General features: G+C 59.1%; 20 protein-coding genes. 12 read left to right on the top strand and 8 right to left on the bottom strand.

The features are described 5' to 3' along the window. Positions 1 to 2: 2 nt before the first annotated feature. From R1T45_RS02245 to R1T45_RS02215, 7 genes are all read left to right on the top strand, one after another. A complete protein-coding gene (locus tag R1T45_RS02245) occupies positions 3 to 425 on the top strand; it encodes a type II toxin-antitoxin system VapC family toxin (protein WP_068247303.1) in 423 nt (140 codons plus the stop codon). Then, the gene (locus R1T45_RS02240) at positions 422 to 3,172 is read left to right on the top strand and encodes a class I SAM-dependent DNA methyltransferase (protein ID WP_317389029.1); all 2,751 of its coding nucleotides are present in this window, start codon (positions 422 to 424) and stop codon (positions 3,170 to 3,172) included. Before R1T45_RS02245 ends, R1T45_RS02240 begins: the two co-directional genes overlap by 4 nt. After that, positions 3,169 to 4,053 (top strand): hypothetical protein, encoded by an 885-nt coding sequence (locus R1T45_RS02235; RefSeq protein WP_068247295.1) that lies wholly within the window; start codon positions 3,169 to 3,171, stop codon positions 4,051 to 4,053. The genes R1T45_RS02240 and R1T45_RS02235 overlap by 4 nt, the downstream gene beginning before the upstream one ends. Further along, positions 4,050 to 4,199, top strand: coding sequence for a hypothetical protein (locus R1T45_RS02230; RefSeq protein ID WP_238373081.1), 150 nt, complete (start codon positions 4,050 to 4,052; stop codon positions 4,197 to 4,199). The genes R1T45_RS02235 and R1T45_RS02230 overlap by 4 nt, the downstream gene beginning before the upstream one ends. After that, complete coding sequence (locus tag R1T45_RS02225) at positions 4,196 to 5,668, top strand: ATP-binding protein (protein WP_317389028.1); 1,473 nt, start codon at positions 4,196 to 4,198, stop codon at positions 5,666 to 5,668. The genes R1T45_RS02230 and R1T45_RS02225 overlap by 4 nt, the downstream gene beginning before the upstream one ends. Positions 5,669 to 5,843: 175 nt before the next feature. Continuing rightward, a complete protein-coding gene (locus R1T45_RS02220) occupies positions 5,844 to 7,892 on the top strand; it encodes a pseudomurein-binding repeat-containing protein (RefSeq protein WP_317389027.1) in 2,049 nt (682 codons plus the stop codon). Beyond that, complete coding sequence (locus R1T45_RS02215) at positions 7,885 to 9,075, top strand: GIY-YIG nuclease family protein (protein WP_168578274.1); 1,191 nt, start codon at positions 7,885 to 7,887, stop codon at positions 9,073 to 9,075. The genes R1T45_RS02220 and R1T45_RS02215 overlap by 8 nt, the downstream gene beginning before the upstream one ends. A 42-nt stretch (positions 9,076 to 9,117) precedes the next feature. Here R1T45_RS02215 and R1T45_RS02210 read toward each other — a convergent pair whose 3' ends face one another. From R1T45_RS02210 to R1T45_RS02200, 3 genes are read right to left on the bottom strand one after another with little or no spacing between them, the layout of a single operon-like run. Next, entirely contained in the window at positions 9,118 to 11,049 is a 1,932-nt protein-coding gene (locus tag R1T45_RS02210; RefSeq protein WP_168578273.1) for a type IV secretory system conjugative DNA transfer family protein, read from the bottom strand. A 12-nt stretch (positions 11,050 to 11,061) separates the two neighbouring features. Beyond that, positions 11,062 to 12,936 (bottom strand): relaxase/mobilization nuclease domain-containing protein, encoded by a 1,875-nt coding sequence (locus R1T45_RS02205; protein WP_317389026.1) that lies wholly within the window; start codon positions 12,934 to 12,936, stop codon positions 11,062 to 11,064. Further along, positions 12,929 to 13,477 carry a helix-turn-helix domain-containing protein gene (locus tag R1T45_RS02200; protein WP_121066454.1) on the bottom strand — a complete coding sequence of 183 codons (549 nt, stop codon included), beginning with the start codon at positions 13,475 to 13,477 and terminating at the stop codon, positions 12,929 to 12,931. The genes R1T45_RS02205 and R1T45_RS02200 overlap by 8 nt, the downstream gene beginning before the upstream one ends. A gap of 677 nt (positions 13,478 to 14,154) precedes the next feature. Here R1T45_RS02200 and R1T45_RS02195 point away from each other — a divergent pair. Both R1T45_RS02195 and R1T45_RS02190 read left to right on the top strand, forming a co-directional pair. After that, a complete protein-coding gene (locus R1T45_RS02195) occupies positions 14,155 to 14,946 on the top strand; it encodes an AAA family ATPase (RefSeq protein ID WP_317389025.1) in 792 nt (263 codons plus the stop codon). After that, complete coding sequence (locus tag R1T45_RS02190; protein WP_317389024.1) at positions 14,930 to 15,628, top strand: hypothetical protein; 699 nt, start codon at positions 14,930 to 14,932, stop codon at positions 15,626 to 15,628. Before R1T45_RS02195 ends, R1T45_RS02190 begins: the two co-directional genes overlap by 17 nt. On the opposite strand, the gene R1T45_RS02185 is transcribed toward R1T45_RS02190, so the two are convergent. Then, on the bottom strand, positions 15,585 to 16,037 hold the full coding sequence (locus R1T45_RS02185; protein ID WP_317389023.1) for a hypothetical protein: 453 nt from the start codon (positions 16,035 to 16,037) through the stop codon (positions 15,585 to 15,587). The genes R1T45_RS02190 and R1T45_RS02185 overlap by 44 nt on opposite strands. A gap of 70 nt (positions 16,038 to 16,107) precedes the next feature. Here R1T45_RS02185 and R1T45_RS02180 point away from each other — a divergent pair, with 70 nt between their 5' ends. The 3 genes from R1T45_RS02180 (at position 16,108) to R1T45_RS02170 (ending at position 20,166) form a co-directional block, all read left to right on the top strand. Next, on the top strand, positions 16,108 to 16,287 hold the full coding sequence (locus tag R1T45_RS02180) for a hypothetical protein (RefSeq protein WP_040179868.1): 180 nt from the start codon (positions 16,108 to 16,110) through the stop codon (positions 16,285 to 16,287). Positions 16,288 to 16,446: 159 nt separating this feature from the next. Next, the gene (locus R1T45_RS02175) at positions 16,447 to 16,716 is read left to right on the top strand and encodes a hypothetical protein (RefSeq protein WP_009819899.1); all 270 of its coding nucleotides are present in this window, start codon (positions 16,447 to 16,449) and stop codon (positions 16,714 to 16,716) included. Between the two features lie 471 nt (positions 16,717 to 17,187). Beyond that, a complete protein-coding gene (locus tag R1T45_RS02170; protein ID WP_238373074.1) occupies positions 17,188 to 20,166 on the top strand; it encodes a TrlF family AAA-like ATPase in 2,979 nt (992 codons plus the stop codon). Between the two features lie 86 nt (positions 20,167 to 20,252). Here the strand turns inward: R1T45_RS02170 and R1T45_RS02165 are convergent, their stop codons facing one another. The 4 genes from R1T45_RS02165 to R1T45_RS02150 all read right to left on the bottom strand — a co-directional run bounded on the left by R1T45_RS02165 (position 20,253) and on the right by R1T45_RS02150 (position 23,210). Then, positions 20,253 to 20,483, bottom strand: a complete 231-nt coding sequence (locus R1T45_RS02165; RefSeq protein ID WP_238373073.1) for a DUF6429 family protein — start codon at positions 20,481 to 20,483, stop codon at positions 20,253 to 20,255. 50 nt (positions 20,484 to 20,533) lie between these two features. Further along, positions 20,534 to 20,791: a WGR domain-containing protein gene (locus tag R1T45_RS02160; RefSeq protein WP_067296573.1), complete on the bottom strand. Its 258-nt coding sequence runs from the start codon at positions 20,789 to 20,791 to the stop codon at positions 20,534 to 20,536. A gap of 85 nt (positions 20,792 to 20,876) precedes the next feature. Continuing rightward, positions 20,877 to 21,809, bottom strand: a complete 933-nt coding sequence (locus R1T45_RS02155; protein ID WP_317389077.1) for a DUF2493 domain-containing protein — start codon at positions 21,807 to 21,809, stop codon at positions 20,877 to 20,879. 369 nt (positions 21,810 to 22,178) lie between these two features. Beyond that, positions 22,179 to 23,210, bottom strand: coding sequence for a toprim domain-containing protein (locus R1T45_RS02150; RefSeq protein ID WP_317389076.1), 1,032 nt, complete (start codon positions 23,208 to 23,210; stop codon positions 22,179 to 22,181). Positions 23,211 to 23,213 lie beyond the last annotated feature (3 nt).

The following is a 23,213-nucleotide window of genomic DNA, read 5'->3' as shown; positions in this document are numbered from 1 at the left end:
GCATGATCATCCTCGACACGAATGTCATCTCCGAGCTTTTGCGCCCGGCCCCGGAGCCCAAGGTCGAACACTGGTTGTCGGCTCAGGAAGGGCTCAACGTTTACCTGACCTCGATATCGGAGGCGGAACTGCGCTTTGGCCTCGCAATCATGGGGAACGGCAAGCACCGCGCCGCGCTGGTTGACGCCGTGGACCGCATCCTGCGCGAAGACCTGGCCGGGCGCATTCTGCCCTTCGACAGCAACGCCGCGCAGTCCTTCGCTACCATAGCAGCGGCACGACGGTCCGCCGGGCGACCGATCGCTCAGGCCGATTGCCAGATCGCTTCCATTGCCCACGCCTGCGGCGCCACCGTCGCCACGCGCAATACGCCTGACTTCGAGGGTTGCGAGATCGACCTGATCAACCCCTGGACAGCCGCATGAACGCCGTTGAAATCGAACAAGCTGTTTCCGAACTCGCCGAGCAGCCCTTTGATGCTGCCGAGTTCCCATATGCCTTCCTCATGGCCTTCGGCAACAAGGACACGACCATCAAGCGGCTGCGCACCGGCGCGTCGAACAAGTCCGACCTCGGCGGCGTCCTGCAGACCAACAACATCCACCTTGCGACCTGTGCGCCGGGCGATATCGCGGCAACGCTCACCGCCTTGCGCGACAGCCCAACCACCACCCGCGCTAAGGCCAAGTTCATCCTCGCTACCGATGGCATTGATCTGGAAGCCGAAGATATCACCACTGGCGAGACCATCGCCTGCCGCTACACCGATTTCCCCGACCATTTCGGCTTCTTCCTGCCGCTCGCCGGTATCTCCACCGTCAAGCAGATCCGCGAAAGCGCCTTTGACATCCGGGCGACCAGCCGCCTCAACCGGCTCTATGTCGAGCTGATCAAGGACAACCCCGATTGGGGCAGCGCCGAAAAACGCCATGACATGAACCACTTTATGGCGCGGCTGATCTTCTGCTTCTTCGCCGAAGACACCGACATCTTCGTCAGCGACAACCTGTTCACCGCGACCATCGACCAGATGGCGAACCGCGACGGGTCGAACACGCACGAAGTCATCGGCGAGATCTTCCGTGCGATGAACACCGCCATCCCCAAACGGGCCGAGGCCAAGCTGCCCCGCTGGGCCGATGCCTTTCCCTATGTGAACGGCGGGCTCTTCTCGGGCAGCACCGATGTGCCGCGCTTTTCCAAGATCGCGCAGCGCTACCTGTCGCATATCGGCAGCCTCGACTGGACTCAGATCAACCCCGACATCTTCGGGTCCATGATCCAGGCCGTCGCGGATGAGGAGGAACGCTCGGTCCTCGGGATGCACTACACCTCCGTGCCGAACATCCTGAAGGTGCTGAACCCGCTCTTCCTCGATGACCTGCGGGCAGAGCTGGATGCGGCAGGCGACAACGCGCGCAAGCTGGCCAATCTGCGCGCCCGGATGGCCAAGATCCGCGTCTTCGATCCCGCCTGCGGGTCGGGCAACTTCCTTGTCATCGCCTACAAGGAAATGCGCGCCATCGAGTATGAGATCAACAAGCGCCGGGGCGAGCCGCTGCGGCGTACCGACATTCCCCTGACCAACTATCGCGGGATCGAGCTGCGGGATTTCTCGGCCGAGATCGCGCGGCTGGCACTGATCATCGCGGAATACCAATGCGACGTGACCTATCAAGGCCAGAAAGAAGCACTGGCCGAATTCCTGCCGCTGGACGCGCAGAACTGGATCACCTGCGGCAACGCCCTGCGGCTGGACTGGCTGTCTGTCTGCCCGCCTACGGGGACGGGGGTGAAGTTTCAGGCCGATGACCTGTTCATGTCACCGCTGGATCAGGCGCAGATCGACTTCGCGAACGAGGGGGGCGAGACCTATATCTGCGGGAACCCGCCCTATCTGGGGTCAACCTGGCAAAGTACCGAACAGAAAGAGGACTTGCAGCGCATATTCGAAGGGCGCACGAAAAGCTGGAAGTCGCTCGACTATGTCGCGGGCTGGTTCATGAAGGCCGCCGATTACGGGCTGCACACGCCCACCGTTTCGGCATTCGTGTCCACCAACTCGATTTGTCAGGGGCAGCAGGTGCCGATCCTCTGGCCGCTGATTTTCAAGACAGGGCACGAGATCGCCTTTGCTCATACCAGTTTCAAATGGGCGAACCTTGCCAGCCATAATGCGGGTGTGACGGTTGCGATTGTGGCAATCTCCAACCATGCAGCGCCGATGCGCAAGCTGTTCACGCTGGCAGATGATGGCGGGTCCGTTGTGAAGGAAGCGGAAAACATCAACGCCTATTTGGTGGCAGCGCCAACAGTTATCGTGGACGGTAAATCACGCTCGCCAAGTGATCGTGGCTACATGGTTTGGGGAAATAAGCCGACCGATGACGGCAATTTGGTTCTCTCATCAGACGAGCGACAAGAGTTGGTTTTGACCTATCCAAACGCTGAGCAGTTCATTCGCCGATACTACGGCGCGGCAGAGTTTATCAGAGGTCTCGAACGTTACTGCATCTGGATCGAAGACGACGAGCGGACCATAGCAGAAGAAATACGACCAATACGCGAGCGAATTCAGAAAGTTCGTGAGTTTCGCTCAAACAGCAAGGCTGCGGAAACTCGGCCTGCGGCAGCATTTCCCCATCGGTTTCGTCAGATACAGTCCGTTGCAGAACGTATCACATACATCGTTCCACAGGTCAGTTCAGAGAGCCGAGATTATCTACCAATCGGCCTACTCCCTGAGCGGTCAATCGTTTCAAACCTTGCTTTCGCCCTCTACGACGCCCCGCTCTGGAACATGGCCCTGATCGCCTCGCGCCTGCATCTTGTCTGGATCGCCACTGTCTGCGGCAAGATGAAAACCGATTTCCGTTATTCCAACACCATGGGCTGGAACACCTTCCCAATCCCGAAACTGACCGAAAAGAACCGCACCGACCTGACAGCGGCGGCGGAAGGCATCCTTCTGGCCCGCGAGGCGCATTTCCCCGCCACCATCGCCGACCTCTACGACCCTGAAAAAATGCCCGCCAACCTCCGCGCCGCGCATGACCACAACGACGAGGTGCTGGAACGCATCTACATCGGCCGCCGCTTCCGCAACGACACCGAACGGCTGGAAAAACTGTTCGAGATGTACACGAAGATGACGACGAAGGTGAGCGTATGAGCAACTTCAATAGCATGACGCTGATGGCAGCGGGCGAGATGATTGCTGAAATGTCGACGCAAGCCGCGTTCTCATCTCTTATTTTAGGGTGGGGTGTAGAGGAATTCTGTGGCTCTGGATCGGTAGCATCGAAGGCCAATGATTTGGTTAGGTTCGCCAAAAGCAGTATGGGACAGCGTTCTGTTCCGACGGTCAATGGGAACTGCGACCTGCGTAGGGCGATGGTTGAACATGCAACTACCGCGTCCGATCGAGACAAACAAAACAAGCCTGACGTCTGGTTGCGTCTTGTTGCTGGTCTGAAAATGGATGGCTTCGAACTTGTGGAAGAAAGGGTTCCGGATCCGATGGGCGGAACTTCAATCTTCGACGATGCTCCAAGGATGATCAAAAAAATCGTCCTAAGGCGGATGCTACCTGAGGATGTGCCTGAGGCAGACTTTCGTGAAGCGACAAGCGAAGTTGAGGCTCTGCTTGATCGGCATGGGTTTAATGTGGCCAAGGGACACTTGGCGCAAGCAACTCAGAATTTTTCGCAAGGGAATTGGTCATCTGCAAACGCGATGATCCGAGATTTCTATCAGGAACTGCTGGACAAAATTGCGGAGTATTTTGGATGTGATCCTAAGGTTAGTGATGATGCGAAGAGGCAATATCTTGCAGATACAAAATCGGGACCATTCCTACTTCACGAATACAATGAGTGGGAGAACGACAGAGGCAAACCCGCATACGTATTGGGGTTGTGGGCAAGATTGCATCCCCACGGCAGCCATCCGGGTCTATCAGATGAAGAAGATTGTGCTTTTCGGTTTCAAATAATCCTGATCACAGCCCGCATATTTTTAAGACGTTTTGATAAGCGAGTGAAAGATCAATGATCAAAGGTTTTCCCTCCATTTCGATTATTTATGCCACCAACGGTAGCCCGGCCAAGCCGAACGATCAGCGTCGTCGGGACATACAGGAATGCGCCTACGAAAAACGCTGCCCGATCGTGATGGGTCAGAAAGTGAACACACCATGACGCTTGACCCTGTCATGAGCGCGGAACGCACCCGCAGGCTGGTGGACGATCTGCGCGCCAAACCAGCGGAAACCACCTGGATCGAGTTCAAGGAAAACAATGCTGACGGACCGTTGATCGGCAAGCTGATCTCGGCCTTGTCCAATGCCGCACGTCTGGCCGATCAGCACTTTGCCTATGTGGTTTGGGGGGTGCGAGACGGTGATCATGCGGCTGTCGGCACGGTTTTTGAGCCGACAGTGAAGAAGGAGAAGGGGCAGCCGCTCGAACTGTGGATTGCGAACCACCTGTCGCCAAGCATCGAGTTTCGTTTCGAAGAAGTCGATCACGATGGGGGGCGCCTGATCCTGCTGACCATCCCCGCCGCCGCAACCGCCCCGGTAGAATTTGACCGCACAGCCTATTTGCGCATCGGCAGCGCCACGCCGCGCCTCTCCGACCATCCGGAACGCCTGCGTTCCCTCTGGGCCAAGTTGCAGCCCTACGCTTGGGAGACAGGGATCGCAGCGCAGTTCCTAACCGGCGACGACGTTCTTGAGCGGCTGAATTACGCCAACTACTTCGATCTTACGGGCCAGCCGTTGCCGGATAACAGGCAGGGGATCTTCGACAGGCTATTGGCGGATCGCCTGATCCAGAAAGATGTAAGCGACCGTTGGAACATCACCAATCTGGGTGCAATCCTGTATGCCAAGAAACTTGCCGATTTCGGCCCCTCTGTAGAGCGCAAAGGCGTCCGTTTCGTGGCCTATGCTGGCACCGGACGTGCAGATGACGTGAGTCACCGCCAGGATGGCCAGCGCGGCTATGCAGCGGGTTTTCAGGGTTTGGTGGACTATATCGACGGTCTTCTGCCCCGCAACGAACTAATTGGTAAAGCGTTCCGCGAGGAGCGACCGCTTTACCCGTCGATAGCGATCCGCGAATTGATCGCCAACGCATTGATCCACCAAGACATGACAATCACCGGCGCAGGACCACTCATCGAGTTGTTCAGTGATCGAATGGAGATCACGAACCCGGGCGCCCCCTTGGTTAGCCCCGACCGGTTTTTGGACTCGCCGCCGCGTTCCCGAAATGAAGCTCTTGCTTCCTTGATGCGGCGCATGAAACTTTGCGAAGAACAAGGCACCGGCATCGACAAGGTGATCTCGGCGGTTGAGCTACACCAGTTGCCACCACCGGATTTCCGCATGGAGGGAGACGCCGTGCGCGTGGTTCTGTTTGCACCACGTCGATTTGCGGACATGACACCGGAAGAAGCCGTGCGAGCGTGTTACCAACATGCCGCGCTCAAATACGTAGGCGGTCAAAAGATGACGAACGCGACACTTCGGGAGCGGCTTGGCATCGACGACCAGAACGCTGCGCAGGCATCGCGGGTTATTCGCGCAACGCTGGATGCTGATCTGATCCGTCCTGCGGATGCTGAACGCCCTCGGGCCGGATATGTCCCCTCATGGGCGTGACAGGGACAACATTTGATCGGGTTTTGATTGTGCGTATGTGGGCTAGAGGGCGTAAATTGGAAAATACATATAAATCATGCTGTTACGATAGGAAGGGTGCGGTATCGTTACTTGATCGGGTTTTGATTGCCTGCCCCAAAGCGAATGATTCCGCGCCCCTCAGAAGGAAAATATCATGACACAGCAGGTTCCTTCCGTCTCTGTAAATTACGCGGCCAATGGAAGCTCGACCAAATCGAACGAGCTTGGCATGCGCGAAATGCAAGAGGGTGCCTATGAGAAGCGGGGCGAGCAATACCTGCTGATCAAGTCGCCCCCGGCCTCGGGCAAGAGCCGCGCGCTGATGTTCATCGCGCTCGACAAGCTGCACAATCAGGGCCTGCGCCAGGCCATCGTCGTGGTGCCGGAAAAGTCGATCGGGTCCAGCTTCAACGACGAGCCGCTGAGCAAGTACGGCTTCTGGGCAGACTGGACGGTGCAACCGCGATGGAACCTGTGCAACGCTCCCGGCGGGGATGATGGCAAAGTGGGAGCTGTCGGCAAGTTCTTGGCGAGCGACGACAAGGTTCTGGTTTGCACCCACGCGACCTTTCGGTTCGCCGTGGACAAGTTCGGGATTGGATCGTTTGATGATCGGCTTATCGCGGTAGACGAGTTTCACCACGTCTCTGCCAACCCTGATAACAAGCTGGGCACGCATCTGGGCGCACTGGTCGCGCGCGACAAGGTGCATCTGGTTGCGATGACCGGGTCCTATTTCCGCGGCGATGCCGAAGCCGTTCTGTCGCCTGAAGATGAGGCAAAGTTCGATACCTTCACCTATACCTACTATCAGCAGCTGAATGGTTACAAATACCTCAAGACGCTCGACATCGGGTATTTCTTCTATTCCGGGTCCTATGCGGACGACATCCTCAAGGTTTTGGATCCGACCGAGAAGACAATCCTTCACATCCCGAACGTGAACTCGCGCGAAAGCACCAAGGACAAGCATCGCGAGGTCGAGCATATCATTGACGCCCTGGGCGATTGGCAGGGAGCGGATCCCATCACGGGCTTTCAGCTGGTCAAGACGCCCGACGGGCGAGTCTTACGCATCGCCGATCTGGTGGACGACGAGCCATCCAAGCGTGACAAGGTTTCCGCCGCGCTGAAAAACTCCACGCAGAAGAACAACCGCGATCATGTCGACATCATCATCGCCCTGGGTATGGCGAAAGAAGGGTTCGATTGGATCTGGTGCGAACACGCCCTGACGGTGGGTTATCGCGCCAGCCTGACGGAGATCGTGCAGATCATCGGCCGCGCCACCCGCGATGCCGAGGGCAAGACCCGAGCGCGGTTCACCAACCTTATCGCGGAGCCCGACGCCGCGGCCGAAGCCGTGACCGAGGCAGTCAACGATACACTGAAGGCGATCGCTGCAAGCCTGCTGATGGAGCAGGTGCTGGCCCCACGTTTCAACTTCACACCCAAGACCGTGAAAAGTGGCCCTGTCGAAGGGTTCGATTACGGCGAGGGCGGCTATGACCCCAACAAGGAGAACGTTGGCTTCAGCGAGGCCAGCGGACAGTTCCAGATCGAAATCAAAGGCCTGGTCGAACCCAAGAGCAAGGAAGCCAAGCGCATCTGCCAAGAGGACCTCAATGAGGTGATCACAGCTTTCGTTCAGGACAAGACTACGATCGAACGGGGTCTCTTCGACGAAGAGCTGGTGCCGGAGGAACTGACGCAGGTCCGCATGGGCAAGATTGTCGGTGCCAGGTTCCCAGAGCTAGATGCAGAGGATCAGGAAGCGGTGCGCCAACACGCAGTTGCTGCGCTGAACCTGACCCAGAAGGCGAAAGAGATCGCGCTGTCGAACCGCGATGACACAGAAACAACCGGCAATACCGCCTTGATCGACGGGGTGCGCAAATTCGCAATGGACGTGCGCGAACTCGACATCGATCTGATTGATCGCATCAACCCGTTCGGCGAAGCCTACTCGATTCTGGCAAAGACGATGAGCGAGGAAAGCCTTCGGCAGGTCCAGGCCGTCATCTCTGCGAAAAAGGTGCAACTGTCACCGGACGAGGCGCGAGATCTGGCGAAACGCGCCGTCAAGTTCAAGCAGGAGCGGGGCCGTCTGCCTTCCATCACATCGCCTGATCCGTGGGAGAAGAAAATGGCCGAAGGCGTCGCCTATCTCGCGCGCATGAAGCAGGAGGCTGCCAATGGCTAAGGGTTTCACCGACGAAGACGACGCCCTTCTTGCTGAGCTTGGCGTCGAGGTCGAGGTCAAGAAGCAGTTCAGCCGCACACCACGCGAAGAACGCATCATCGCAGGTTTTGAGGAAATCTTGCGATTTGCAGATGAGCATGGCCGGCCTCCCCAGCACGGGGAGGATCGTGATATCTTTGAACGCCTCTATGCGGTGCGTCTTGACCAGATCCGTCAATTGCAGGAGTGTCGCGACTTGCTGGGCCCACTGGACGAGCACGGTCTCCTAACAGACACCCCTCCGCCTTCAGCGTCAGACTCCGATGACCTCGATGACGATGCCCTCCTCGCTGAACTGGGTGTGGAAGTGGCTAGATCACCCCTCACGGAATTGAAACATGTCCGGTCGACAGCCGAGAAAAAGGCTGCCGATGAAGTCGGAAACCGCGAGAAATGCGAGGATTTTGCCACGTTCAAACCCTTATTCGAGCAGGTACAGAAAGAGCTGGATAGCGGCTTGCGCGAAACCCGCCCGTTCGAGATGAAAGCCGAGATTGAGAAGGGACGCTTCTTCATTGTCAGCGGTCAAAAAGCCTATGTCGCCGACAAGGGCGAGACCATCACCAACGAGCAAGGTCGCACGGATGCGCGTCTGCGGGTGATTTTCGACAACGGGACCGAGAGCAACATGCTGATGCGCTCGCTTCAGCGCGCGTTGAACAAGGACGACGCCGGACGGCGGATCACCGATCCATCGGCAGGGCCACTTTTTTCCGATCAGACACTCGACGGTGATGAGGCGAGCGGGATCATTTATGTGCTTCGCAGCAAATCCGATCATCCACTTGTGGCCGAAAATCGCGACCTCGTACACAAGATCGGCGTCACCAATATGAGCGTTGAAAAGCGGATCGCTGGCGCACATCTGCAACCAACGTTTCTGATGGCGAACGTCGAGGTGGTTGCGACTTATGAACTCTACAACATCAATCGGACAAAACTGGAGAACCTGATCCATCGCATCTTCGAGCCCGCGCGGCTCGAGATCGAGATCATGGATCGCTTTGGTAGGCCCGTGATTCCGAGAGAGTGGTTTCTCGTGCCAATATTCGCGATAAAGGATGCAGTTGAACGGATCAAGGACGGGACGATTTCGGGCTATGTCTATGACCCGAAACAGGCGCGATTGGTATCTGTCTCATAGCTGGCGCATGGCAGAACAGCACAGCCACATTCGATTTCCAGATCATCCCCTCGCCTTTGCGTCCGAAGAGCGCGCCCGACCACCAAAACGTGTTTTCTTTGGCTTTGCCCTCGCGGCTTCTGCGTATCCCTGTAGCGCGCCTGTGTAGGTCTGCACCGCAGTCTCGAATTCCTTGTCGCCCATGGAGACCGCCGCGGGTGCTGCAGGTTCTGAATGCTCGAGGGTGATTTTCTTCGGCCTGTTCGAGACTGGCGCTGCAGCAGGAGGATAGGGCAAGGAATGCCCCTGCCGTGCTTTGTCGATCTCCTCAAAATGCCGGTCCGCATAGTAGCGGATGTGATCCGCCTTGATTGGATATTGCCCCTCAGGCAGGACTAGGACCTTGTCGAGCGGGAAACGCAGCAATTCAGCGGGGGATACCAGCGCCCGTTCTTCCGAGCGACGGCTGATATTTGCGCTCTCCGAGAGCTTGCGCACGGTTGCCTGTGATCTGGTCTTGCCCACGATCGTGCGTTTGCCGAGGGCTGCGGACAGCACGTCTGCGGTGCGATCATCCTGCGGGGTCATGTAGATCTGCACACCAGCGCCGGCCTGCAGAGCGCGGCGGTCGGTTTCGCCGTAGATGCCCTCAAGACCGGGGATCGACTGCGAGATGATAAACAGCCGCCCGCCATAGGAGCGGATCGTCTTGATGCTCTGCAAGACCAGGGGTTGTTTGCCCAGTTGGTCGAATTCATCCATCAGGAACATGACGGGATGTGCCTCGTCCGGTCCGGGATGCGCGCGCTGCAGACATGCGATGGCATCGGCGAACAGGAGCCGGATCAGGGGGGCCAGTGTTTTCAGGTGCTCCGGCTGCACGACAATATAGAGCGACTGTGGCTCTCGTCGGAACGTCCCGAAGTCGAAATCGCTTGCCTGTGTCGCTCGGTCCACCGCCGGATCGAGCCAGAGTTCCAATCCAGCCCCGCGGATCACACTGACATAGGAATCGAGAATCTTGTCCACTTCGTCGGCCATGCTCAGGAAAATCTCTGCCACCACCGGGTTTGCAGTCTGCATCGCGGCCCGTTTGTAGAATTCCTTTTTATTGCCGCCGCCAGTCATGATCCGCAGCGCCTCACCGATCGTCGGCTTTCCGGTCTCGATGGCATAGAGGCAAGACGCCACGAACAGGCTGCGTCCGGCCTGGAAAAAGCTCTGCGCGTTCACGCTTTCGACGATGAGGAACAAGTCCGCCATGGTGTTGACGGCGGTGTATTGCTGCTCGGGGCTGGGCAGATCGGCAATGCGCTGGAGAGGATTGAACCGGTGCGTGCGGGTCAGGACGGGCCCGTTCTTGCCCTCGGGCTGAACGTAGTCATAGGGCGAAAAGTACCAGACCTGATTGTTCAGCGCCTTTTGGCGGTGGATGGATGTCTTCTCGAAATTCTCGCCCTTGACGTCGAGGATCACGGCACTGCCCTGGAAGTGCAAAAGGTTCGGTAAAACGAAGCCTACCCCTTTGCCCCGGCCCGTTGGCGCGATCATCATTGCGTGTGGGAAGCGATCTGGCGTGGCCGACACGAAAGGCGCGCGGGACGCAGGTGACCCGAGCTTGCCGAACAGAAAGCCGTTCTGGGAAAGAGACGCCGACATACGGTTGCGGCGGAGCTCGGGACGCGACTGGAAATGCGCATCATCATAATCGGTGAGCGACCCGCGATGAACGGATGTCGCTCCTGTCGCCGCCAGAAGCAGGGCAGGAAGTGCCGTGATGAGCCACGCAGTATGTTCCACCGCAGGGTTTGCCTTGACCCGTGGATCAGACAGATTGAGCAGCCAAAGTTCGAAAATATCGAACCCACCCAGGTCTTCGCCAAATCGCGCCATCAGATAGAGCGTGGCGATCGCGGCACCGATCCAGGTGCCAACACCGAGACCGAGCAGGATGGCGATTGGATACCGCCAACGGCTTTCCATTGCATGCAGCATGTTTTGAATCCTCTAGAGGCCGTAATCGCCACTGGTATCGTCCCGGTCGCGCCCCCGCACCTCGGCGCGCTCGAAAGCCTCGATCCGGGTCCGGTAGGTGGCGGCTGGTTCGCTGTCGCGCCCGGTAATGTCATCACCCGCATCCACTGCGGCGATGGCCTTTAGCTCCGAGAACACGGCTTGTCGCAGACCAGGGTCTTCGATGCGGTCCATGAGCGGATCGATCCGGCCAGCGGCCAGCTGATCCATATCCCCGTCGCGCAGGTCTTGCCGCACGTCGGAGATCAGCTTGTCCAGCGTGGCGATGTCGGCAAGGCGACTGCCCTGCCCCGCGTCAAGAATATCCTGACGCGCCAGATCCGCCAAAAGATCACGATCCATGTGCAGCCCCGCAAAAACATCACGCGCGCGCGCCTGCAGGTCGCGTTCGAGCCCAAGCCAGTCCGAGCGCTCCTGGGCGTCCACTGGGCGTGAGGCTTCGAGTTGCGCCTCGCTGCGATGGGGTGCGGTGAAACGGGCAGCAACTTCTTCGATACTGCTGCCCGCCTCCTCGAGTCGTGCCTCCATCGGTGCCAGAACGCGCGCCAACTCCGCTCTGAAATGACCCAATGCAGCATCGGCCTCGGCGACGAGCGGATTGCCCTCCTCTGCTGCCCGTGCAGCCAGCCTCGCAATCCCCTGAACACTGTAGGGATCGCGCTCGGGCGACACCGATGAAGAATGATCCGCAAGAAAGTCGCGGCCCAGAAGCGTGCCCATTTCGCGGGCCTTCCCCGCAAAGAGCTGTTCCAGTTCGACCTTTTCGGCACCGGGAGCCATGTCCTGAATGGCGCTCCACGCGGTGTCGGCTTCCGCTTGCAATGTCTCGCGGGCGGCGATCAGACGACCGATCACATCCGCTCCGGCAGCGGGGATATCAACCCCTTCGGCAAACCCTTCTTTCACCGGCATTCCTTTCATCAAGTTGGTGGCGGCAAGCTCTGCTCCCTCCGCGATGCGCCCCATCCATCCATTCGGAGGGGTGTCGGCCTCCAGGCCCATCCCCGCAAGTTGCGCCAGCTGCCGATACCCCTCGGCGTGTCTGCGTATCTCGGCCTCTCGCAGAGCGCGGCTTTCAGGATCCAGCGGGGCAACCACTGGCTCCCGTCCCTCCTTGCGGGCCGCCTGCAAATCAGTGTCCCGCGGGGCGTTTTCCATGATGCCGCGCGACAGACGGGAAGAGGCGTTCAGCACCAGCCCGTGCTCGCCCGCGATCTGCGCATGCAGCTCGCGCATCATGTCATAGCTGATCTCGGAATGGCGGCTGATCGAGAGGAACTTGCCGTCCTCCATCCCGACCTTGTCGACAAGAACATGGGCATGCACATGGTCTGTGTTGCAATGGAGGGCCGCCACATACCGATATCGATCCCGGTAACCCCCGCCGAACACCTCCTGCGCCCATTCGCGCGAGATGGCTTCCGCCAATTCCGCCTCGGTTCCCTTGGGAAAGGACAGGATGATGTGATCGGTGTGACCCCGTTTCGGGGCCCCGCACCAGGAAGCACTCCAATCGGCAATGACATTTTCCATGCCGCGCTCGCCAAAGACACGATCGATGCCGATCTGGTTCGACCAGGCTGCGACCCGCGCCTCGTCGCGCAGAATGTATTTCATCTGTCGGCGTAACTCTTTTGGCGAATGACACCCGCCCGTGCCGACACGCTTCACCACGCTTTGCGGCACCCGCAGCGCGTTCCAGGACATTACCGCAACTGCCCCGCCGGACGTGCCACGCCGACGGCCCGACGATACGCGCGCTTCGCCTGCCATGGCTGCAGACCGCCGCCCCACATGAGGCAGAATCTCGCCCAATACCGCCTGCTGGAGGGTGCGTGTTTCAGCCATCGCGCTGCCCCTCCCCAACGTCACGAAAATCGGACACCCGGACGAAGGACCCGCGCAGCGAGGCCGCGCGCAAAGCCTGCACGGCCCGGGCAACCTCTTCGGCCCGATCCGCAAGCCGACCGACCATTGCCGCGTCGCGCGCGTTCCACCGCAGCTTGCCCGCATGGGCAAGCTTCAGCATCTGGACAAGATTGCGCGCCAAGGCATTGAGCTGATTGGCCGACGCCTTGAGCGCCGTGACCTCGTCCCGGCGAAACGCGACAATGCCGGATGAGAGACGGATCATGTGCCGGAGCAAACCCGACGTGGTCATGCCAGTCTCAGCCACAAGCGCCTCGAATGCTTCGGCCTCACGGGCGGACACCCGAACCTGCAGCACGCGGCCCTTTGTGGTTCGATCCGTCACCACACCGCGCGCCCGCACGCGGGCGACAGTGGGTCGGGAGCAGCCAACACGCACGGCGATCTCCCCATCGCCAAGCCCTTGAGCGGCAAGCCGGAGAACCTCCTGTCGGGCTATGGTGGAGAGGCGTTTCGACATGGGCGGCAAGATTTATCATTAGATAGTTTTTGTAAACACGAAAACTCTAATAAGTCGCCGCACAAGTTTTGTCATACACAATACCGTTCCTGTCAACGTCCCTTCGGTCCGTTGTCGCACCTTCGGTGATCAGCAGGCAGGGCCTTGGCCATGCCTGCTGTAAACCCCACGCGACAACGAACAGACCGAAGGGACACCGCCTCCCCCGCGCCGCGATCCGGGACCCCAGCCCGGATCCTGAACAGGCGCGGGAATGACGTCGGCGCAGCCGACACGATATCCCTTCATTGGCGTTGAATGCTCAAAGGGGTTTTCCCGGAAGGAGAAGAAGACCTTGTGGGATTGGAACGCCTGCGCAGTACCGCGCGTACTACCTCGGCGCTGATACGGATAGTCGATGGTCAGGTGACCCGACACCTCGAAGGCTGATGGCAGCATTGGGAAATTGTCACAACGACGCGATGGAGAAAAGAATGAACGCTGCAATGAGGGTCGGCGTGAGTGACCTGCTGACCGATTGACCGAACGCGTACACAGATGATCGCCGAAACAGCACATCGCCACAGCAGCTGCACATCTGTCCGACCCAAAGGTTGAACGCCTGTATCGCGCAAGGTCTGGACGCCATCCCGAGGCATCGCCATAACGGCACAAAATATACGTTATGGAGACATTGAATGCTTGTTGTGACGGCCATCTCCGCGAAGGGCGGTTCGGGAAAGACAACTCTCATACAGATGCTTGCGTCCGCCATGCTGGCACGCGGCCGCCGTGTGCATGTCATGGATGCGGATGCTGACAAGCAGATCCTCGAATGGGAATCAAAAAGCGCGCGCGCCGACTTCGGTGATCTGCCACGCCTTCCATGGCCCACGGGCTTGACCGTGGCCGATGCCCCCGAGACCGTTGAAGGCCTTTACCACGCGCTGGACAGCTTTGAGGCTGAAGGTGTTGATCTGGTTCTGATCGACACCCGCCCCGGCGAGCATCCCGACACCGAAACACTGGCGCTGGCCTGCGACATGATCCTGGTGCCGGCCGTGCCGGTACAATCGGATTTCGTGGCGGCCCTGAAAACCCTGACATGGGTAATGCGCATGATCGAGACCCTCGGGCCGGATGACCCCGCCCCGCTGTTTTCCGCGGTATTGATGAACGCGGACAAACGCGCGATCGATTTCGTGACCGCAGGCGATGACCTTGAGCGTGATGCGGCAAGACGCAGGGTTCACCGGCAGGACCTTGAGGTCTTCGAGGTGATTTCAACCCTGCCACTTCTGCCCACGCCGGTGCCCCATCTCGCCGCGATCCAGCGCATGCCGCTGACCGGGCCACTGGGATATGTGCGGGACATTTATGAACAAGATCTTCGTCATCGGTTGCAGGCGGGGCATCTTTCCTCCGCCCTCGCCTTGTGCAGTGAGATCCTTGGCGACATCGAGGCCGTGGTGGATGCTGCCAATGGCTAGGAAGATTCCAAACCGGTCCGGGACCGCTGTCTCGAACGAAGACAGGCTGACGCGGTCGCGGCAGTTCGCCACGAGCGCCACGAAATATGCCGCGTTCGATCAGAGTACGGCGGAAGCGGTCGCGACAGAAGGCCCAGCGGTAAAATCAGTGGTCAAGAATGAACCCCGGAAAGGGGAAAAGGCAGCCGCGGCTGAAACGGCGCGCATCAACTCGGGGGTATCCACCCAGCCGGTGGCGGATGATGCTTGCAGCACTCGCACCGAAGGGCAGTCTCGAACCTATTACGTGCGCATCGGAGCTGAGGATCAGGCACGGATTGAGGCGCTGGCAGAACGATCTGGCCTTGATCCGGACTACGTTCGGCGTGCCTTGATCAAAGCGGTTCGCGCCCGCATGCAAAACCTGCGCGACACCGCGACCTGGCATGAGGTTGCCTCCGCTGCACGACCACGCCTGGCCGAGTCCAAAGGCACTGGTGCACCCTTCATGAAATCGATGATCAGGCTCGACGCCGCCCATATGGCGGCGTTGCAGACAAGCATTGATGACCCGCTCAACGTCTATGGGGTGACGCTGCTGTTATCCGCCTTCGGTAAGGCGCTGCTGCACTCCGAGATCGAAGAGCTCGCTCAAAAGATCAGCGGCATCGAAGCCCGGGCAGCGCGTCCTGATCCAGCGTAAAGGCATCGCGTGCGGTCACGACAGCAATCTGACCGCCCGCCTCGATCATATCGATGAGCTGTGCCCATTCGGCAGGATCAGCATCCCGTTGCGTTGCGATCCCGTCCTGCACTGAAAAGGCAGCCTGCTCTCCGGTCGCCGCGAGAAAGACAATGCGTTGTGGCGCTTTGTCATCGCTGTGACGCGACAAAAAGTACGCATGGCTCTCGTTTGGGTTGTAGACACGGTCAGGATCGCAAACTAAGAGCAAAGTCCCGTCGTTTGCAGTCGCAGCATAGGTCTCCAGACCTCGCGACAAGCCGATCTCCCACTCGGCAGCGACAGCCGATGAAGCCGCGCCCAGAAAGAGCGCAATATGTAGAGGCCTGTAAAGCAAGTTTGTAAACTCCGTTTTGTGTTGGCCAAGCATATATAGGTACAGGCATATACCTGCCACCTTATAACTGCGGCTCCGACCAAATGGAGGTCAGGAGTTGAGCATGAAGAATTATGCGGGTTACCCGGTCGAAGTCATTTGGGCGACGGTAAACGGTGAAGATGTCGAGGTTGGCGTCGTGTTCCAGTGGATCTGCGGCATGCGCCGTACAAGATGGTCCGATGACTTTGAGCCGTCGGACGGTGCGAACCTGAGGTACGAGCCCTATGAGGACGCGGGATAGACCGCCTCCAGCCCTAAAATGCTCGCGAGCGACCGGAGCAGGACACGATTGTGATCCGGGGCAATGACACCGAGAGAGGGAACACGCGGGGCAGAGATCGTTGCAAAGGCGACGACGGTTTGTAACGCTACCAAAGAAGACCGATAGGAGACCCATGAGATGAAAGAGATTTTCAACGTTGGCGAGACAATCTTGCTTGACGGCGCGCCGCTTGCACTGGTGACCCCCGATGGCGTCAAGGCCTGGATCGAAGACGGCGTTCAGCACAGCTTTCGCTATGACCAAGTGCGCGATCCGCTCAGCGGCCAGATGAAATACCGCTGTCTCTACGAGAAGTACGGGTCGGATATGCCGTTCGTGCTGGTAGGCAACCCTGACAGTGAAGAAGGCGCGCACGTTATTCTGTTCGACCAGAAGCCAGACGCATAGCCCTTCGGAGTCTTATGCCAAGTGGCGAAGACTAGAGCCCCTCGGCTTCGCCTGGCGGCAGCGTCCGCCTTGCAAGAGGGATGCAGACCCGTCAGGGCTCAAAGCGGATCGTGAAGGCGACCATGTGGCAAACGTTTTGGGATGGCTCAGGATGAGACAGACCAAGACGTATTGGCACAGGAAGACAGCAAGGTCAGAATTCAGGGCGGAGCCCCAGCAGCCCGGCCCCGCTTGCGGGGCTTGCCCATGTCAAAAAGAGCCCAGCAGCGAAATTCAGACAGGCCGCAGCGTGCAAGGCCGCTTCGCAGGTGAAGCATCGTGCTCACCCAAAAGCCGCCGTTTGGATTCTACAGCACGCCGCAGCGCGGCTTCCCCAGATCGGTCATTCATGCTTGTCGCAGAAAATTGCGCGGTACAATGTATCCCATGTGACTTGAAGCGCTTCCTCTATGCGCAAGTGGATTAAAAGCAATGACTATTGATTACAAGAAAGATGGGTCGGGATGGCATCGGTGGGATCTCCATCTTCACGGGCCAGGAACCAAACTGGCAAATGGCTACGGCGATACCAGTGAGGAAAATCTCCGCGCCTATCTCGAAGTGCTAGAGGGCTCAGACGTTCAAGTATTTGGGATCACAGATTATTTCTCCTTTGACTCTTACTTGGCCGTTTCAGAGGCGTATGAGCGCCTTTACCCACACGGCACAAAGGTTTTTATCCCGAATTGTGAATTCCGGCTCATGGAAACCGTGAGTTCGGACGGCCGCAATGTTCACACCCATGTCCTGATCGACCCTGCGCTTGCTTCCGTAACGAAGCTGCGCACCTTGCTCAGCGATCTGCATACGCACAAAACTCGGGAAGGGCTGCGCCTTCGCTGCAGTGAGCTCACATCGCGCGAAGAATACGAACAGGCCACAATCAGCCTGTCCGATCTTCAAACGGCTCTCAAGAAGGTGTTCCCCGACGAGACGGCCTATCTGATCGTCACGGCGGCCGGCAATGATGGTCTGCGCGGCGTTGACACGAAATCCGCCCGCAGCAAATCGATCTCGGATGAGCTAGACAAGGCCAGTCACGCTTTTTTCGGGTCAGACAAGAGCACTGGCTATTTCCTTAGTACGGACCGCTACGAAGACGGCAGCCCTTCCGAGAAGAAGCCCGTCTATTCAGGTTCGGACGCTCATGCGATGGCCGATCTTGGCAGGCTCTCCGGCGACGAGGCAGGATACCCGCCGACCTGGATCAAGGCCGACTTGACGTTTAGAGGGCTCCGTCAAACGCTCTTTGAACCAAAGGGTCGCGTGCATATCGGCGAGCATCCCACCGTGTTGGAACGGCTCAATCAGGATGCAACCCGTTTCATCGCGGGGCTGCGCATTGATCAGATTGCGGGATATGCGGGAGCCAAAGGCTCCTGGTTCAGGAATGTTGCGATACCCTTCAACCCCGAGCTAACGGCTATTATTGGCAACAAGGGGAGCGGCAAGAGCGCCATCGCCGACATTCTTGGGCTCCTCGGGGAGTCGCGCCAGCAAGAGCATTTCTCGTTTCTGACCGACGAAGCCCGCAACCGAAAGTTCCGCCAAAAAGGCTACGCCGAAAATTTCACGGCAACTCTGACCTGGGCGAGCGGAACCGAGCGGACGAAAAAGCTCGATGAGGATGTTGATGCGCTCCGGCCCGAAGCTGTGAAGTACCTTCCCCAGAACTACTTCGAAAGCCTGACGAACGAGATCGAGGTCAAAGCGTTTCGCAAGGAGATAGAAGAGGTTGTTTTCTCGCATGTGGAGGAATCCGACCGCATGGGAAAATCGACGTTTTCAGAACTCGAAGACCTGAAGACCGCGCAGAGCAAGAGCGACATTAGCGCCCGAAAGGTACGTCTGCGCGAGCTAAATATCGAGATCATTGAACTTGAGCAGCAAGCAGATCCTTCGACCAGCGCCCGGTTGAAAGAGCAGTTGAAGCAACGGCGCGAAGAGTACCGCGTCCTTGAGAATTCGAAACCTGCGGCTGTCGAAAAGCCGGAGGAAGAAACGCCCAAGCAGCGCGCCGTGTCCGAGGAGATAGAACGAACGCGAGCCCTTCAAGCGACTATCACAGAACGCGGCAAGCAGGCGGTCGACCGACTATCGGCTATCAAGACCGACCTGACGTCGCTCGGATCGCTGAAGGAGTCCATCAACGCTCTCGACGCTCACGTGAAGCAAGGTAAGGAAGAGCTTAGGCCCATCTGTACAAGCTTTGGTCTGGATATTGACCTCATCGTTTCCCACAGGATCAGCACCGAAAGCATCGATGCCAAGGCTACCGAACTTGCCGCCGAAGTGAAGGCGCTGGAGGCCGAGCACGCTGGCGAGTTTACCGAGGGCACGGACTTTGCCGCGCTCACCAGCGTCCCCTCTCTACGCAAAGCCCACCAGTATCTCGCTGATAAACTGAAGGCCTTGCAGGAAACTCTGTCCGCGCCGCAGCGCCGCTATCAGCGCTACCTCCAGACCCTTTCGGAAATCAATAAGAAGATGGAAGATGTCATGGGGGAAGATGAGAGCCCCAAGCCTGGAACCTTCAAAGACTTGGAGGCCCGTATCCGCTACATCGAGGAAGACCTGCAGGCGCAACTTGATACCCGTTATTCCGACCGCGACGATCTCGCGCGTTCGATTTTCACCTCCAAGGAAAAGGTGCGCTCTTTCTACGAAGGCCTGAAATCCAGCGTCGAAGAGAAGCTGGCAACCGTAAGTTCGGAGGCATTCGATGTATCGATCGACGCGTCATTTGTGCCGTCGCACGAATTTCCGGGGCGCTTTCTGGAACTCGTGACCCAGACGGCGCGCGGGCCGTTTCGCGGTGCTGTAGAGGGGCGCAGCGATCTGGAAAAGCGCATGATAGACGTGAACTGGAATGATGTTGAAACCATCCTGAGCTTTGCCAAGACCATCATTGCCGACATCAAAGCGGAAGATATCTCGAAACAGATCAAGGACGTTAAGCGTCTCTACGATCTGCTTTTCTCGCTGGAATATTTCGAGCCGCGCTATGAGCTTCGATTGGGCGGAAAAAACCTGAACCAGCTTTCCCCAGGTGAAAAAGGTCTATTGCTGCTGGTGTTCTACCTGCATCTCGACAGAGAAAAAACACCGCTGATTATCGACCAGCCGGAAGACAACCTCGACAATGACAGCATCTTTACCGTGCTCGCGCGTTGCATTCGCGAGGCTAAGAAATCTCGGCAGGTGGTACTGGTCACTCACAACCCGAACCTCGCCGTCGGGGCCGACGCCGAGCAAATTCTTTACGTGACGCTCGACAAGGCCGACAACTACAAATTCACCTATGAAAGTGGTTCGATTGAAAACCCGCGCATCAACGATGCCATCGTCAAAATTCTGGAGGGCTCCAAACCCGCGTTCGTTCAACGACGACTGAAATACCAGATAAAATAGAGTGTCCGCGTTGTAACGATGCTGCGGATGCGAGCAAATTGCACGCAGATGCAGCGAACGACTGTAAGGTCCCGCAAAGCCGCCCGTCACTCGGCCTTGCTGAACTCCCGCGCGAGAATTTCCCGCGCATGCGCGACCCCTTCTGGGGTCAGGCTCAGCGATTTCGCCTTGTTTTTGGGATCAAAAATCAGGCCTTTCTCGAAAAGCCGGTTGGTGATGGTCCAATCGATTCCCTTCCAGACCTGATCGCCGTAATGCAGCGTCAGGCTAAGGATCGCGAGAGCCGCATCATCGATCTTGTCAGTGTCGAGTGCCATCTCCCCCTCGTTTTCCTGTGTCTGCCCGCTTTTCGAACCGCGGCCGCGCATCATGCATAACCCCGCCGCTTCTTTATCGCCGCAAGTTTCATCAGCGCGGTTACGGCGCGCCCTTCATCTGGATGCTGCTCAATCATCATCTGCCCGCGCGCGCCAATGCGGCCCCATTCGCGCACCAAGCTGGCGCCCCCAAAGAGATCGGGCTGAATGCTCATGCGGTAAAACCGCCGCATGTTGCAGGCTGGATCGATCCGCCGCATCTGCAGGTCGGTCGGGAACACCTCAAGTTGAGCGACAGAGTGAGACATATCGTGATCCAGCAGGCTTTCTTCCAAAATATCAGGTGGAAGCCTGCTCTTCCACCTCGATTTCCCCGCGAGGGGAAAAGGGGGCTCATGCCCCCTTCTCGAACTTCATGACCGGGATGCCGAGCTTTTTGGCCTTGTCGGCTAGGTTCTCCTGGATGCCGGTGCCCGGGAAGACGAGGACGCCCACGGGTAGCACGTCCAGCATAGCGTCGTTGCGCTTGAAGGGCGCCGCCTTGGCGTGCTTGGTCCAGTCGGGCTTGAAGGCCACCTGCGTCACGCCGCGGGCCTCGGCCCATTTGGCGGCGATGAGTTCCGCGCCTTTGGGGCTTCCACCGTGGAGAAGGACCATGTCGGGATACTTGGTCCGGACCTGGTCGAGCTTTCCCCAGATCAGGCGGTGATCGTTGAAGTCGGTCCCGCCGGTGAGGGCGACCTTGGGGCCTGCGGGCAACATCACCTCGGTTTCTGCGCGGCGCTTGGCGGCAAGGAAGTCGCGGCTGTCGATGAGCGCTGCTGTCATGTGCTGGCGGTTCACCATCGAGCCAGTGCGGGGCCGCCAGGCCGAGCCTGTGTGATGGACAAACTCGGTGGCGGCGTGATCGCGCATCATATCCATGCAGTTGCGCCGTTCGATCAGCGTCAGGCCTTCGGCCGTCAGGCGCTCGAGTTCGGTGGATTTCACCTCAGAGCCGTCCTGCTCGCGCTGAAGGCGGCGCTGCACCTGCTCGTTTTCGTCGAGCGACCGCTCAATCCTCGCCGTGGCGCGGTGAAAGAGGTTGACCTGGCCCCAGAGCACCTCTTCGAGGTCGGGTTCCATGCGGGTGTCTTCCAGGGTCGCGACGAGGGCATCGAAAATGTCTGCGACGGCGACCGCAAGGCGCTGCCCATCGGGCATCGGGCGCGGATCGGGCTCATCAAAGGGCCGGTAGCCATAAAGCTGCAACTCGTCGAGCGCATGGGCGGTCTGGGATGCGGTGTGGGCGGGTTCATACGTGTCGTCGTGAGTGTGGATCGTCATCAGTTTCTTGCCTCCGGGCCTGTCTCATCCGCGCGACAACCCGCGCGGCCTTCGTGGGCTGCGAAAGCCGTCATGGGGGACGCCCCTTCACCCCGCCTTTCGGGGCCGGAACGCAGTGGAGGAGGGCGGCAGGCAGGCTATTTGTTTCGCGATGCAAAGCGGGGGCTCGTCCCCCGCGGCGGAAATAGCCTGCCTGCCGCCCTTGAGGGGGCGGACCCTTTGACGGCAGCACGCCCATCTCTTGAAGGCCGTGAGGGTGTCGGGTGGATGAGATTTACCCGGGAAGAGGCAGAGGTGATGATCCCTAGCCGCGACAGGACTGCAGGGACCCTGCCCCGCACTCCCGAACCGCCCCTTGCGCGATGCAGCTCAGCCGAACAGGCGCTGCCGATCCTCGGGCCCGACTTGCCCTGCCAGATGCCTGCGCAGCGCCTCCACGCCATAAGCCCGGAGATCATCGTTGAAATCCCCGAGACGCGGCTCCAACACCCGAACGGCAATTCCGACCTCGGTTGCTCTGGCGCTCAACCTCTCTGCCGCGCCTCGCCCCGCCGGATCGCGGTCGATGGCGATATAGAGGCGCTGCAAACCCTCCGGCAGCAGGACCGCCCCGAGGTGACCCGACGAGAGCGCCGCCCAGACGGGAAGACCGGGCACTGCCTCGAAAAGGGACAGCATGGTCTCGATGCCTTCACCGACCACGAGGATGTCGTCATGCGGGGTCAGCCTGACGGCATTGCCGAGGAGGTGACCCATGGCACGCCGCTGCGTTTTGAGCGCCGCCTTTCCCTGACCGTCAGGCGCCAACCAGGTGCGATGCACACCTTGGCACAGGCCCGCCCCATCGGTGACCGCGGCGATCAGCGCCGGTCTGGGGAGGCTCCGGGTCTGGCCCTCATCCCGATGCCAGCACTTCGGGTGGAAGCGCAGGGCGCTCATTCTGCCGCCTTGGGTCAGGCCCCGGGCCCGCAGGTAGGTGTCGGCAAGCGTGCCTTCGACCGGCACCGACGCTGCAAACAGACGCGCCGCCGCCGCTGGCGTGCCGCCGGGGGCTTTTGCCTTCCCTTGCACCGGCCTATCCGGGAGGACCGGCTGCGGACGACCCAGATGCGCCCGGGCTTCGGCCAGAAGATCGGGAAAGCGGGAGATCCCGGTCCTCTCGCGGATGATGTCGAGAAGATCACCATGCAATCCGACCGCTGCGTCCTGCCATTTTCCGCGCGCGCCCGGCCCGGACAATGGGCCCGTCAGCCGCACGAAGAGCGACCGGCCGGGATTGTTCTGCAGATCGCCCACGATCCAGTAGGAACCTTCCCGCCGTCCGGCGGGAAGGTAAGCGCGACACACGCTCTCTGCGTTTTCCGCCAGAGCGCGGATCACATCTTCGGTCTCGGAATACATGGC

Origin of the sequence: Sulfitobacter sp. LC.270.F.C4, from assembly GCF_032922545.1 — a bacterium.
GTDB lineage: Bacteria > Pseudomonadota > Alphaproteobacteria > Rhodobacterales > Rhodobacteraceae > Sulfitobacter > Sulfitobacter profundi.
Note: the sequence above shows the minus strand (reverse complement) of the source record. Positions and strands in the feature narration are given on the sequence as shown.

Bases quoted from the DNA above. Each gene is read 5' to 3' on its own strand.
- R1T45_RS02155 (WP_317389077.1), bottom strand. From the start codon at position 21,809: ATGACGATCCACACTCACGACGACACGTATGAACCCGCCCACACCGCA.
- R1T45_RS02175 (WP_009819899.1), top strand. From the start codon at position 16,447: ATGAAAGAGATTTTCAACGTTGGCGAGACAATCTTGCTTGACGGCGCG.
- R1T45_RS02165 (WP_238373073.1), bottom strand. From the start codon at position 20,483: ATGGCACTCGACACTGACAAGATCGATGATGCGGCTCTCGCGATCCTT.
- R1T45_RS02170 (WP_238373074.1), top strand. From the start codon at position 17,188: ATGACTATTGATTACAAGAAAGATGGGTCGGGATGGCATCGGTGGGAT.
- R1T45_RS02190 (WP_317389024.1), top strand. From the start codon at position 14,930: ATGCTGCCAATGGCTAGGAAGATTCCAAACCGGTCCGGGACCGCTGTC.
- R1T45_RS02185 (WP_317389023.1), bottom strand. From the start codon at position 16,037: ATGCTTGGCCAACACAAAACGGAGTTTACAAACTTGCTTTACAGGCCT.
- R1T45_RS02210 (WP_168578273.1), bottom strand. From the start codon at position 11,049: ATGCTGCATGCAATGGAAAGCCGTTGGCGGTATCCAATCGCCATCCTG.
- R1T45_RS02150 (WP_317389076.1), bottom strand. From the start codon at position 23,210: ATGTATTCCGAGACCGAAGATGTGATCCGCGCTCTGGCGGAAAACGCA.
- R1T45_RS02215 (WP_168578274.1), top strand. From the start codon at position 7,885: ATGGCTAAGGGTTTCACCGACGAAGACGACGCCCTTCTTGCTGAGCTT.
- R1T45_RS02160 (WP_067296573.1), bottom strand. From the start codon at position 20,791: ATGTCTCACTCTGTCGCTCAACTTGAGGTGTTCCCGACCGACCTGCAG.
- R1T45_RS02230 (WP_238373081.1), top strand. From the start codon at position 4,050: ATGATCAAAGGTTTTCCCTCCATTTCGATTATTTATGCCACCAACGGT.
- R1T45_RS02220 (WP_317389027.1), top strand. From the start codon at position 5,844: ATGACACAGCAGGTTCCTTCCGTCTCTGTAAATTACGCGGCCAATGGA.
- R1T45_RS02195 (WP_317389025.1), top strand. From the start codon at position 14,155: ATGCTTGTTGTGACGGCCATCTCCGCGAAGGGCGGTTCGGGAAAGACA.
- R1T45_RS02225 (WP_317389028.1), top strand. From the start codon at position 4,196: ATGACGCTTGACCCTGTCATGAGCGCGGAACGCACCCGCAGGCTGGTG.
- R1T45_RS02200 (WP_121066454.1), bottom strand. From the start codon at position 13,477: ATGTCGAAACGCCTCTCCACCATAGCCCGACAGGAGGTTCTCCGGCTT.
- R1T45_RS02205 (WP_317389026.1), bottom strand. From the start codon at position 12,936: ATGGCTGAAACACGCACCCTCCAGCAGGCGGTATTGGGCGAGATTCTG.
- R1T45_RS02180 (WP_040179868.1), top strand. From the start codon at position 16,108: ATGAAGAATTATGCGGGTTACCCGGTCGAAGTCATTTGGGCGACGGTA.
- R1T45_RS02240 (WP_317389029.1), top strand. From the start codon at position 422: ATGAACGCCGTTGAAATCGAACAAGCTGTTTCCGAACTCGCCGAGCAG.
- R1T45_RS02235 (WP_068247295.1), top strand. From the start codon at position 3,169: ATGAGCAACTTCAATAGCATGACGCTGATGGCAGCGGGCGAGATGATT.
- R1T45_RS02245 (WP_068247303.1), top strand. From the start codon at position 3: ATGATCATCCTCGACACGAATGTCATCTCCGAGCTTTTGCGCCCGGCC.